This is a genomic window from Paracoccus nototheniae (genome assembly GCF_004335005.1).
Lineage (GTDB): Bacteria > Pseudomonadota > Alphaproteobacteria > Rhodobacterales > Rhodobacteraceae > Paracoccus > Paracoccus nototheniae.
In genome coordinates, this window is sequence record NZ_RQRT01000058.1 from 14,987 (window position 1) to 27,130 (window position 12,144).

A 12,144-nucleotide genomic window follows, 5' to 3' on the forward strand; every position below is an offset into this window, starting at 1 on the left:
GTCAGGCGACCGCATCGACCGTATCCCAGGGATCACGGCCCATGACATGAGGCAGATCGCGCAGCAACATCTGGCGGGAATGCCCGAAGCTGGCCTTGAGCGCAGCCTCGCCCATGTCGAAATGACCGAAGTGGCCCAACTGGTCTTCGCCCCGGCGGCAAAGCGCACAGAGCGCCGAAAAGCCGATCGTCGCAGCCACCTTTCGCAGCATCCGAAGGTCGCGCGCCGAGCGTGGCGGGCGGGCATCGATCGCCTTCAGCCGCTGTTCGATATCAAGCAGCGCCATGTCCAGTCTGGCCCCCAGCCTGTCGGCCCCCACCCGGTCGCGCAGATGGATCACTTGTGTCCAGTCGATCATGCCATGCCCTTCCGAATCGCCCCTTTGCCCAAGATCTAGCACCTGAGCCTTGCCGGACCGTTAACGCGCAAAGACTACCCCCGTTAACCGCCGCTTTACGCCATGCGCGCTAGATAACGGGCCATGACAGTCGCGAATCGCCCCAGTCCCGCCGCAGGTCCGAACCGGCCTCAGGCCCGCCGCCTTGTGCTGCTGCTTGATGCCAGCACGGCATGGCGGCGTGTGCTGGGCGGTCTGTTGAAGATCGGCGGCTATGACGTGGTCGAGGCGTCCTCGGGGGTCGAGGCGCTGGAGCTGTGCATCCGCCTGTCGCCGGATCTGGTCCTGTCTGACTGGGAGATGTCGGACATGACCGGGCTGGAATTCTGCACCGCCTTCCGGCGCCTGCCGCGCCAGAACTATGGCTATGTCCTGTTGCAGACGACGGATACGGCGTCGCAGGCCGTGACCGCAGGGCTGGAGGCGGGGGTCGATGATTTCCTGACCAAGCCGGTGATCCCGCAGGAATTGCTGGCCCGTCTGTCCGCCTGCGAACGCATCCTGCGCATTCAGGAGGAATTGCAGGACAGCAACGCCCATCTGCGCACCGCGCTGGCGCAGCTGTCCAACGCGCAGGCCGCGATGGAGCGCGACCTGCGCGAGGCGCGCAAGCTGCAGCAGGGCCTGGTGCGCGAACGATCAGGCTGGTTCAGCCAGACCGAGATCAGCCTGCTGTTGCGCCCGGCGGGACATATCGGCGGCGATCTGGTGGGGTTCTTTCCCATCGGCGCGGACCGGGTGGGGCTTTATGCGCTGGACGTCTCGGGGCATGGCGTGACGGCGGCACTGCTGACCGCGCAGCTGTCGGTGCATCTGTCCAGCTCTCCTGACCACAACATCGCGATTCGCGGATCACCTGCCGGGGGCGAATCGGCCAATCCCGCGACGCTGGCGCATTTCTTCAACACCATGATGCTGGAAGAGATGAACACCGACACCTATTTCACCATGATCTATGGAGAGCTGAACCATGCCACCGGGCATCTGAAACTGGTTCAAGCGGGCCATCCCCACCCGGCCCTGCAGCGGGCCGATGGGACGATCACCCATCTGGGCCGGGGCGGCATGCCCATCGGCGTCTTCAACCACCCCATCTTCGACGAGATCGAACTGACGCTCCATCCCGGCGACCGGCTGCTGATCGTCTCGGACGGGATCACCGAGGCCGCGTCGCCGACCGGCCAGCAACTGGGCAATGACGGGCTGGAGGCGGTGATGCGCACCAACGCCTTTCTGCATGGCCATGCGCTGCTGGAATCGATGGCGTGGTCCGTGTCGGAATATTGCCGGGGAGAGCGGCTGGACGATATCTCGGCCTTGCTGGTCGATTATCGCCGCTCGGGTCAGGTGGTCCGGCTGGAGCCCGGCGGCTGACGCCCGGCCAGAAAGGCGCGCAGAACGGCCCGCGACCCCGGATCCTGCAGGGCCGCCAGCGCCTGACGGGGCGTCATCCAATGCGCGCTGTGGCCGGGCTCGGTCGGATCGGACAGGCGGCGGATCGGGCGGGCCAGCCAGATCTGGCAGCGTTTTTCGGCATAGATATCGTAATCGGGCATAAAGCAGAACCGGCGATAGGCGGTCAGATAGCGCGGCTGGCCGATGATCCAGCCGGTTTCTTCCGCAACCTCGCGATGCAGCGCGGCCAGCGCATGTTCGGGCGCGTCGATCCCGCCGCCGGGCAGCTGGAACTCTGGCACCGGGCGCTGTTGGTGCGTCAGCAGCAGACGCCCGTCTCGCCACAGGATCGCATAGGCGCCCGGCCTGCGGCGATAGGCTTGCCCGGCCAGCGGGGGTTTTCCGTAACGCGCGATCATCGGGCACCTGTCTGTCTGATCCGTCCTGATATCCCGGTCCGGCCCGCGGGGAAAGCCGCGGCGCGCCGGGCCCCCTTGGGATCGGCGCCAAATGCCCTATATTGGGCGCAACCGGGCCCGCCACGGCGGCGCCACTGCCACTTCAAGGATCGATGATGAGCAAGATCAACCAGATAGCCTGGGACGATACCGTCCTGCCGTTTCAACTTGACCGCTCGGCCATCCGCGGCCGCGTCGTGCGGCTGGACGGGGTTCTGGACCATGTCCTGTCGCGCCACGACTATCCCCCCGCCGTCAGCGCGCTGGTGGCCGAGATCGCGCTTTTGACCGCGCTGATCGGCCCGACCGTCAAGCTGCGCTGGAAGCTCAGCCTGCAGGTGCGCGGCAATGGCGCGATCCGCACCATCGCCGCCGATTATTTCGCCCCCGAGGGCGATGACAAGCCCGCCCGCATCCGGGCCTGGGCCAGTTTCGACGCCGACCGTCTGGACGGCAGCGATCCCTTTTCCCAGATCGGCGAGGGATATTTCGCCATCCTGATTGATCAGGGGCCGGGCAGCACGCCCTATCAGGGGATCACGCCGCTGACCGGCGGGTCGCTGTCGGCCTGCGCGCAGACCTATTTCGCGCAATCCGAACAGCTGCCGACGCGGTTCCAGCTGGCCTCGGGGCTGTCGCGCGCGGCGGGTCAGGCGCCGGGCTGGCGGGCGGGCGGCATCATGCTGCAGACCCTGCCGGCGCAGCCCGTCTCGCCCACCGATGGCGGCACCGGTCAGGACGGTCTGATCGCCGCCGCCGACATCCTGCAGGGCGCCGAATCCGAGGATTGGAACCGTGCCAACATCCTGTTGGACACGGTCGAGACGCTGGAGCTGATCGGCCCCTCGGTCGGGCCGACGGACCTGCTGCTGCGCCTGTTTCACGAGGAGACCCCGCGCGTCTTCGACGCCCATCGGGTGGAATTCGGCTGTTCCTGCACGGCGGACCGGGTGCGCGACACACTGGCCATCTATTCGGCCAAGGATATCGGTCATATGACCACCGATGCGGGGATCGTCACCGCCGATTGCCAGTTCTGCGGCGCCCATTACGAATTCGACCCCAAAAGCCTTGGGTTCGAGGCCGTGGTGGACGCGATGGGCAATCCGCTGCCCCCTCAGGACAAGGCGGCCGAGTGACAGTCTGGTCCGAGGCCCGGCTTGTCGCCGCCCTGTCGCAGGCTGCATCGCCCAGTTCGGATTACGACCTGAACCCCGATGCCGCGCCCCCGACAGCGCCGCCCGCAGCGCCTCTGCGCGCGGCGGGGGTGCTGGCGGCGTTTCACGCCGATGACGGGCGGCTGGTTCTGACCAAGCGGGCCTCGGGCTTGCGCCATCATCCGGGCCAGATCGCCCTGCCCGGCGGCAAGGTCGATCCCGGCGACCGCGACGCCATTGCCGCAGCCCTGCGCGAGGCCCGCGAAGAGGTGGCGCTGGACCCCGCGCAGGTGCGCATTCTGGGCACATTGCCGCCCCACCGGACCGTCACCGGCTTTTCCGTCACACCCGTGATCGCGGTGATCGACGGCGCCTTCACCCCCCTGCCCGAGGCGGGCGAGGTCGAAGAGGCGTTCACCCTGCCCTTTTCCCATATTGCCGACCCGGCGCGATACCGGATCGAACGGAGGCGCTGGCGGGGTGGCTGGCGCAGCTATCACGCGGCGCCATACGGGCCCTATTACCTGTGGGGGGCGACCGCGCGCATCCTGCTGGGACTGGCCCAAAGGCTGGCGCCATGACGCACCTGCCGCAGCCCCTCATGGATGATCCCGCGCTGATCCGGGTGCTGGACGCGCTGGAGGCCGAGGGCGACCGGGCCTTTCTGGTCGGCGGCGCGGTCAGAAATGCCCTGCTGGGCGAGCCCGTCGAGGATATCGACATCGCCACCGACGCGCCCCCCGACCGCGTGCAGGCGCTGGCCCAAACGGCGGGCCTGCGCGCCGTGCCCACCGGCATCGATCATGGCACCGTCACGCTGGTGGCCGAGGGTCGCGGGTTCGAGGTCACGACCTTTCGCCGCGATGTGGCGACCGATGGCCGCCATGCCACCGTCGCTTTTTCCACCGATCTGGCCGAGGATGCGGCCCGGCGCGATTTCACCATCAACGCACTTTATGCCGATCGCGGGGGTCTGGTCATCGACCCGGTCGGCGGCCTGCCCGATCTGACGGCGCGGCGGCTGCGCTTTGTCGGCGACCCCGACGCCCGCATCGCCGAGGATTACCTGCGCATCCTGCGCTTTTACCGGTTTTTCGCCCGCTATGGGCATCATGCCGACCCCGCCGCCGTCGCCGCCTGCGCCGCGCATCGGGGCGGGCTGACCCGGATCGCCCGCGAACGCATCGGGGCCGAGATGAAAAAGCTGCTGGCCGCCCCCGATCCCGGCCCCGCCGTGGCGCTGATGGATCAGTCCGGAGTGCTGGCGATGCTGCTGCCCGATGCCGACGCCCGGATGCTGGCCGCGCTGCTGGCGGCCGAGCCTGCGCCTGGCGGCTGGCCGCGCCGTCTGACCGCCCTGTCGCCCACCGATCCCGGCCCGGCCCTGCGCCTGTCGCGGGCCGAGACCCGCGCCCAGACCGCACTGCGCACCGCCTTCCAGAAAGGCTGGTCGCTGGACGAGGCCGCCTATCGCCTTGGGCGCGATGCGGCCGCCGATCACGCCGCCCTGATGGCTGCGCGGGGCCATCCCCTGCCCCCCGACTGGTCCGCCCGGATCGAGGCAGGGGCGGCTGCACCGATGCCCCTTGCCGCCGCCGATCTGGCCCCGCTGCAGGGGCCGGCCCTTGGCCGCGCCCTGAAGGCCGCCGAGGCCGCCTGGATCGCCTCGGGCTTTACCCTGCCTGCCCCCGCGCTGATCGATGCGGCGGGTCTGGCCGAAAAGGATCCGACATGAGCCTTCACGCCCGTTTCAGCCGCATGGTCGACGCCTTCCGCCCCGCCGAGGGCGCCCCGCCCGCCACGCTGATGGCCTTTTTCCGCTGGTGCCTGTCGGGCGCCTGGCCGGGTCTGGGCTTTGCGGCCTTCGCCTCGGCGCTTGGGGGGATGGCGGATGTCGTCTCGGCACTGCTTCTGGGGCTGGTCGTCGATGCCGTGGCGGGCAGCGCGCCCGGCACGTTCTGGACGGAACATTGGGGGCTGGTCGCGCTGTTCGCAGGCTTTTTCCTGGTGATCCGCCCCGCCGTCTTTGGCCTGTCCACGGCCAGTTCCAACGTGATCATCGGGCCGAACATCCTGCCGCTGGTGCTGTCGCGGCTGCATCGCTGGACGATGGGCCATGCGGTGACCTTTTTTGACAACGACTTTGCCGGACGACTGGCACAAAAGCAGATGCAGACCGCCCGCGCGGTCACCGATGTCGCATCCGAGATGGTGAACGTCGTGGCCTTTGCGCTGGCCTCGGTCATCGGCTCGGCGGTGTTTCTGCTGGGCGTCGATGCCTGGGGGGCGCTGGCGCTGGTGGCATGGCTGGCCAGTTATGGCTTTCTGATCCGGTTTTTCCTGCCGCGCATCCGGGCGAAATCGGGGGCGCGCGCCTCGGCCCGCGCCAATGTCACGGGCCAGGTCGTCGACACCATCACCAATATCAAGACCGTCAAGCTGTTCGCCCATGCCGATCACGAGGATCAGGCCGCGCTTGGCGCGATGGCCGGTTTTCGCGAACGGGCGCTGGATTTCGGCGTCGTGTCGACCTGGTTCCGCCTGTCGCTGATGGTCGTCGCGGGCATCCTGCCGGTCATCCTGGTCGGCGGATCGATCATGCTGTGGCGTGACGGGGCGGCGACGGTGGGCGATGTCGCGGCCTCGGGCGCGATCGCCATGCGGCTGAGCCAGATGACCGGATGGGTCAGCATGGCGCTGATGGGAATGTGGGGCAGCATCGGCGAGGTCGAGGATGGGATGAAGACCCTGTCCCCGCCCCATGCCCTGACCGACGCCCCGGATGCCGAAGTGCTGTCCCGCGTGCAGGGTCGCATCGACTTTGACCATGTGGCCTTTGCTTATGGCCGCGATGAGGGCGGCATCCGCGACATGACCGTCAGCATCGCGGCGGGCGAAAAGATCGGCATCGTCGGCGCCTCGGGGGCCGGGAAATCGACCTTGGTGGGGCTGCTCTTGCGGCTTTACGATGTCGAGGGGGGCGCGATCCGCATCGACGGGCGCGATTTGCGCGCGGTCACGCAGGAAAGCCTGCGCCGCCAGATCGCGATGGTCACGCAGGAGACCGCGATGTTCAACCGATCCGCGCGCGACAATATCCTGTATGGTCGCCCGGACGCCTCGGAGGCCGAGATCATCGCCGCCGCCACCGCCGCCGAGGCGCATGAGTTCATTCTGGGCCTGCAGGATTATGCGGGCCGCACCGGCTATGACGCGCATCTTGGCGAACGCGGGGTCAAGCTGTCGGGCGGTCAGCGTCAACGCATCGCGCTGGCCCGCGCCTTCCTGAAGGACGCGCCGATTCTGGTGCTGGACGAGGCGACCAGCGCGCTGGACAGCGAGGTCGAGGCGCAGGTGCAGGACGCCCTGACCCGCGCCATGCAGGGCAAGACCGTGCTGGCCATCGCCCACCGCCTGTCCACCATCGCCGAACTGGACCGCATTCTGGTGATCGAGGATGGCGAGATCGTCGAACAGGGCAGCCATGACGCGCTGCTGGCCCGCGACGGGCGCTATGCGCGGTACTGGACGCGGCAGTCGGGCGGGTTTCTGGGCACCGAAGAGGCCGCAGAATGAGCCTGTGGACCGTCGAGCGTCTTGGTCGCAAGGGCGACGGGGTCGCTATGGGCGCGGATGGCGCCCGCGCCCTGGCCGCCCTGACCCTGCCCGGCGAGGAAATCGAGGGGCAGGCCGAGGGCGACCGCCTGACGGGGATACGCATCGTCACCCCCTCGCCCGACCGGGTGCGGCCCCTTTGCGGGCATTACCGCGCCTGTGGCGGCTGTTCGCTGATGCACGCATCCGAGGATTTCACCGCCCGATGGAAACGTCAGGTGGTCGAGACCGCGCTGGCCGCCCAAGGGATCGCGGCGCCCCCGGCGCAGATCCACGTCTCGCCGCTGATGTCGCGCAGGCGCGCGGTGCTGTCGGGGCGGCGCACGAAAAAGGGCGCGACGGTGGGGTTTCATGCCCGCGCGTCGGATGTTATCGTCGACCTGACGGAATGCCATGTGATGCGCCCCCAGATCACCGCCGCCCTGCCGCTGCTGCGCCGGATCGTGACGGCGGGCGCCTCGCGCAGTGCCGAGGTGTCGATGACGGTCACCCATGGGCCCGCCGGGCTGGACGTGGCCCTGCGCGGTGGCAAGCCGATGGATGCGGGACTGTTCCAGACGCTGGCCGCGCTTGCGGATGAGGGCGATCTGGCGCGGCTGGACTGGGACGGTCAGGCGATTACCCGCCGCCCCCCCGCCCTGACCATGGGTGGCGCGCAGGTCGTCCCGCCCCCCGGCGCCTTTCTGCAGGCCACCGCCGAGGGCGAGGCCGCGCTGTTGTCAGCCATCAGCCAGACCGTCGCCGGGGCCACGCGCATCGCCGATCTGTTCGCGGGCTGCGGGACTTTCACCCTGCCCCTGGCACAGCAGGCCACGGTCCACGCGGTCGAGGGGCTGGCCGCCCCGCTGGCCGCGCTTGATTCGGGCTGGCGGGCCGCAAAGGGCCTGCACCGGGTCACCACCGAGGTCCGCGACCTGTCCCGGCGCCCCCTTCTGGCCGAGGAACTGCACGATTTTGACGCGATCGTGATCGATCCGCCACGCTCGGGTGCGGCCGCCCAGACCGTGCAAATCGCCGCATCCAAGGTGCCGGTGGTCGCCGCCGTGGCCTGCGATCCGGTGAATTTTGCCAAGGATGCGCGGATTCTGGCCGATGCAGGATACCACATCCACAGGTTGTGGGTGGTCGATCAATTCCGGTTTTCGCCCCATGTCGAAATCGTCGCAGCCTTCACGCTTTGCTAGTCAGAGCCGTGCGATCCATGATATTCCAAAGTCACAAAAAACAAAAAACACGTCAGAGGCAGTGATGAGCATACTAAGCCGCAGGACTTTCGCCATTTCGACGCTTGCCTTGCTGGCAGCCTGTGGCAAGCCGCCCAAACCCGTGCCGGCCTTCAATCGTTATGCGGGGCCTCCGGTCACGCAGGTCTCGATCAACAAGGGCCAGCGGCGGATGCATCTGCTCAGCGGCAGTTCGGTCATCAAGTCCTACGACGTCAGCCTTGGCAATCAGCCCGCCGGGCACAAGCAGTTTTCGGGGGATGGCAAGACGCCCGAGGGGGTCTATTTCATCGACCGCTTCAACCCGCGCAGCGCGTTCCACCTGTCGGTCGGCATCTCGTATCCCAACCCCAACGACCGCGCCTTTGCCCAGGCCTATGGCCGCGATCCGGGCGGTGATATCTTCATCCACGGGCGCGGGCCGCAGGGCAACACCCTGTTCCCTCAGCAACGCGACTGGACCGCAGGCTGCATCGCCGTCACCGATCAGGAGATCGAAGAGATCTATGCGATGCTGATGCCCGGCACCCCGATCGTCATCTATCCCTGATCGACCTCTGACCCTGCAAATGATGAACAGCCCCGGATCGCGCCGGGGCTTTTTCATGTCTGCGGCTGATGGCCTTGGCGCGGAGATCAGCCCGACGTCAGCAGCGTCCACCAGACCTTGCCCGAGGGTTCCTTGAACCGCGCAAAGCCCAGTTGGGTCGCGGTCGGGTCCATGATCACGTCGCGGGTGTCGCGGGCGCTCATCCAGGCGGACAGGGTCTGGATCTCGTCCTCGTAGCTTTCCGAGATGTTCTCGCCGATCAGGCGACCGGTATGGCCCTGTCGCTGTGCCCGGTCCAGCGGCGAGGAGCCGTCCGATCCCCAATGCCATGCCCGATTCTGTGCCGACATGTCACGCGAATGCACCAGCGCCGCCGCGTCCAGCTGAGGGCTGGGCGACAAGGGCGGGGCGCCGATATTGGTGCGCAAGGTGTTGATCTGCTGCAACACGCGACCGGCTATCGCCGCATCGTCATCGACCGCAGGTGCCACGGCGGCGACCGGATCGACCGGCGCGGCCATTGGCGGTGCCATCAGGTTGCGCGGCCCGCAGGCCCCCAAAGCCAGCATGGACAGGACAACAAGCGCATTGATTTTCTTCATGTTCCCGCAGGCCCCCTCGCACGACTGCCCCTGTCCTAACCAATGGTCCCGGCAGGTTCAAACGCAACTTGGCGTGATCGGTTCAGCCAGCCGCCGCGTGATGCCGAAACGACAGTTTGAATTGCCGCAGACCCGGCCCGGCGCTATATTCAGGATCATCGCGGCACCGGGCCGTTTCCCGGCCACCGCCATCAGCAATCCGCCCCTCAGAGCGGTGATCCGTACGAAGGACATGAGTGGATGAGCACGTCGTTTTCCGTCAACCGCAGGGCCTTTCTGGGTTCTGCCGCGGCGCTTGGCGCCGCCAGTCTGGCGCTGCCCGCTTGGGCGCAGCAGATCGATCCCGCGACGGGCGCCCCGGTGGCGACCGGACCGGCACCCCAGCACAATATCTCCAGCTTCCGGGGGCAGGACTGGCGCCCGCATTTCCAGAACCTGACCAATGGCGCGATCCTGTGCGACCTGACCTCGCGGGCGGTCCATTACTGGTCCGAGGACGGATCGACCTATCGGGTCTATCCCAGCTCGATCCCGGTCAGCGACGATCTGGTGCGCACCGGCCGGACCGAGATCATCCGGAAGGTCGATGGCCCGTCCTGGGCCCCCACCCCCGCCATGCGCGAGCGCAATCCCGAATGGCCGGAATTCGTCCCGCCCGGGCCGGACAACCCGATGGGCACCCATGCGCTGTGGCTGTCATGGCAGTATTACCGCATCCACGGCACGCATGACACGCGCAAGATCGGGCGGAAATCGTCGAACGGCTGCATCGGATTGTATAACGAACATATCGCCCAGCTATTCGCGATGACCAAGGTCGGCACACAGGTTCTGGTGATGTGACCCCGACGACGTGACCCCGACAATGTGACTGGGGGCCCCGCGGGGCCCCCTTTCCTTTAGCCGCGCGGCTCGACCCATCCGCCGATATTGTCGCGGATCACCTCCAGCATGACGCGGATATGGGCGGGATCGTCGTTCAGGCAGGGGATGTACTGGAATTCGTGCCCCCCGGCCTCTTCGAAGGCTTCCTTGATCTCTCCGTTGATCTCTTCCAGCGTCTCGATGCAATCGGACGAGAAGGCCGGAGAGATCACGGCGATATCGGTATGCCCCTGCCTGGCAAGTTCGGCCACATGTTCGACGGTATAGGGTTTCAGCCATTCCTCGCGGCCGAAGACGGACTGGAATGTCGTGTCGATGATGCCCTCGGGCCAGCCCAGTTCCTCGCGCAGCAGACGAGAGGTCTTCTGGCACTGGCAATGATACGGATCGCCCTGCATCAGATAGCGTTTGGGCATCCCGTGATAGCTGGCGACCAGTTTCTTCGGCACCTTGCCGTCCAGCGCGCGGCGCACGCTGTCGGCCAGCGCCTTGATGTAATCGGGGCGGCTGACATAGGGTTCCACAGTGCGCACGGCGGGCTGCCAGGTCTGTTTCATCAGACTGCGGAACAGTTGGTCATTGGCCGTAGCCGAGGTCGGCCCCGCATATTGGGGATAAAGCGGCAGGAAAACGATCCGCCGGCAGCCCGCATCGATCATCCTTTGCAGCACGTCATCGGTCGAGGGGTTGCCATAGCGCATGCAGAAATCGACCATCACCTGATCGCCCCATTCCTCTTGCGCCATGGCGGCCAGCGCCCGGGTCTGAGCCTTGGTGATCGTCAGCAGCGGGCTTTCATTCGCCTCGTGGTTCCAGATCAGCTTGTAATTCTTGCCCGAGGTAAAGGGCCGCCGCGTCAGGATCACGCCCTGCAGCAAGGGCTGCCAGATCCATTTCGACAGATCGACGACGCGCTTGTCGGACAGAAACTCGTTCAAATAGCGGCGCATCGACCAGTAATCATAGCCGTCCGGCGTGCCCAGATTGGCGATCAGAATGCCGGTTTTGGCGGGTTTGATCTTGGGGTGGTCGGCAGGCGCATGGGTGGGTCGCATCATCACTTCCTGAGGTTGGCCAGAGCATCGGCCAGAGAGGTCTGGGCCGAGCCGGGACGCAAGGGCTTGGGCTGGCTGTCCGAGGGCGCCCAGCCCGTCAGAAAGACCAGATCGAAACTGACCGCGACACGGGACGGATCGTCGCGGTCGGGGCTTTGGTGCGCCAACAGGGCCGAGGCGCGGTCTAGGACGGCGCGGCGGGTCGGGTGGCGCAGACGGGCGGCCATCGCATTGCCCTCGCCCATCGCGCGCAGGTCGCGGGCCAGGTGGAACAGATCGCGATAGCTGGCGCGCTGATGCAGCAGATCGGCCACCGGCAAGGCCAGCCCGGCGCGCGACAACAGCCCGCCCAGATCGCGGATCTCGCCCATCGGCAGGATGCGGGGTGACAGCCCGCCGGTGATCTCGGCCTCGGCCTGGGCCAGCGCCGCGCGCGGCTCGGACAGGGTCTGGTTGCCGAAACAGACGGCGACGAACAGGCCGTCCTCGCGCAGGGCACGGCGGCATTGCACGATCTGGCCCACCGGGTCGTCGGCCCAGTGCAGCGACAGCGCATGGATCACCAGATCATGCGCGCCCGGCGTCAGATCCAGCACCGCATCATCGGCCACGACGCGGGCATCCGGAAAGCGGGCCGCCCAAGGACCGGGAAAACCGGTCACGAGGGCGGGGGCTGTAAACGTTCTTTTAACCTCTGCCAGCCTATCCTGAATTTCATCGGCAGCGATCTGGTGGAACAGATCGACATGGCCCTGACGGATCGCCCGCGCGCGCTGCCGGTCCAGCGCGGGGCGGTCGGTCAGGGCG

At 67.2% G+C, this 12,144-nt stretch carries 13 protein-coding genes; 8 read left to right on the forward strand and 5 right to left on the reverse strand.

What is annotated here, in order from left to right; genetic code table 11:
* Window position 1 precedes the first annotated feature (1 nt).
* Entirely contained in the window at window positions 2-358 is a 357-nt protein-coding gene (locus EG885_RS17090) for a hypothetical protein (RefSeq protein WP_131576897.1), read from the reverse strand.
* Between the two features lie 123 nt (window positions 359-481).
* On the opposite strand from EG885_RS17090, the gene EG885_RS17095 reads away from it, so the two are divergent.
* Entirely contained in the window at window positions 482-1,771 is a 1,290-nt protein-coding gene (locus tag EG885_RS17095) for a PP2C family protein-serine/threonine phosphatase (protein WP_131576899.1), read from the forward strand.
* Here EG885_RS17095 and EG885_RS17100 read toward each other — a convergent pair.
* On the reverse strand, window positions 1,741-2,211 hold the full coding sequence (locus EG885_RS17100) for an NUDIX domain-containing protein (protein ID WP_131576901.1): 471 nt from the start codon (window positions 2,209-2,211) through the stop codon (window positions 1,741-1,743). The genes EG885_RS17095 and EG885_RS17100 overlap by 31 nt on opposite strands.
* Before the next feature lie 155 nt (window positions 2,212-2,366).
* Between EG885_RS17100 and hslO the strand changes: the two genes are divergently transcribed.
* From hslO to EG885_RS17130, 6 genes are all read left to right on the forward strand, one after another.
* Window positions 2,367-3,389, forward strand: coding sequence for an Hsp33 family molecular chaperone HslO (hslO, locus tag EG885_RS17105; RefSeq protein ID WP_131576904.1), 1,023 nt, complete (start codon window positions 2,367-2,369; stop codon window positions 3,387-3,389).
* A complete protein-coding gene (locus tag EG885_RS17110) occupies window positions 3,386-3,988 on the forward strand; it encodes a CoA pyrophosphatase (protein WP_131576906.1) in 603 nt (200 codons plus the stop codon). The genes hslO and EG885_RS17110 overlap by 4 nt, the downstream gene beginning before the upstream one ends.
* Window positions 3,985-5,142: a CCA tRNA nucleotidyltransferase gene (locus tag EG885_RS17115; RefSeq protein ID WP_131576908.1), complete on the forward strand. Its 1,158-nt coding sequence runs from the start codon at window positions 3,985-3,987 to the stop codon at window positions 5,140-5,142. Before EG885_RS17110 ends, EG885_RS17115 begins: the two co-directional genes overlap by 4 nt.
* Window positions 5,139-6,983 (forward strand): ABC transporter ATP-binding protein, encoded by a 1,845-nt coding sequence (locus EG885_RS17120; protein WP_131576910.1) that lies wholly within the window; start codon window positions 5,139-5,141, stop codon window positions 6,981-6,983. Before EG885_RS17115 ends, EG885_RS17120 begins: the two co-directional genes overlap by 4 nt.
* On the forward strand, window positions 6,980-8,206 hold the full coding sequence (locus EG885_RS17125) for a class I SAM-dependent RNA methyltransferase (protein WP_131576912.1): 1,227 nt from the start codon (window positions 6,980-6,982) through the stop codon (window positions 8,204-8,206). Before EG885_RS17120 ends, EG885_RS17125 begins: the two co-directional genes overlap by 4 nt.
* A 64-nt stretch (window positions 8,207-8,270) precedes the next feature.
* On the forward strand, window positions 8,271-8,795 hold the full coding sequence (locus EG885_RS17130) for a L,D-transpeptidase family protein (RefSeq protein WP_131576914.1): 525 nt from the start codon (window positions 8,271-8,273) through the stop codon (window positions 8,793-8,795).
* Window positions 8,796-8,881: 86 nt separating this feature from the next.
* Here EG885_RS17130 and dalA read toward each other — a convergent pair whose 3' ends face one another.
* On the reverse strand, window positions 8,882-9,397 hold the full coding sequence (gene dalA / locus EG885_RS17135) for a divisome-associated lipoprotein DalA (RefSeq protein WP_131576917.1): 516 nt from the start codon (window positions 9,395-9,397) through the stop codon (window positions 8,882-8,884).
* Window positions 9,398-9,637: 240 nt separating this feature from the next.
* On the opposite strand from dalA, the gene EG885_RS17140 reads away from it, so the two are divergent.
* The gene (locus tag EG885_RS17140) at window positions 9,638-10,240 is read left to right on the forward strand and encodes a L,D-transpeptidase (RefSeq protein WP_131576920.1); all 603 of its coding nucleotides are present in this window, start codon (window positions 9,638-9,640) and stop codon (window positions 10,238-10,240) included.
* A gap of 56 nt (window positions 10,241-10,296) precedes the next feature.
* Here EG885_RS17140 and hemH read toward each other — a convergent pair whose 3' ends face one another.
* Window positions 10,297-11,340: a ferrochelatase gene (gene hemH / locus EG885_RS17145; protein ID WP_131576923.1), complete on the reverse strand. Its 1,044-nt coding sequence runs from the start codon at window positions 11,338-11,340 to the stop codon at window positions 10,297-10,299.
* Window positions 11,340-12,140 (reverse strand): class I SAM-dependent methyltransferase, encoded by an 801-nt coding sequence (locus EG885_RS17150; protein WP_242679720.1) that lies wholly within the window; start codon window positions 12,138-12,140, stop codon window positions 11,340-11,342. Before EG885_RS17150 ends, hemH begins: the two co-directional genes overlap by 1 nt.
* Between the last annotated feature and the right edge of the window lie 4 nt (window positions 12,141-12,144).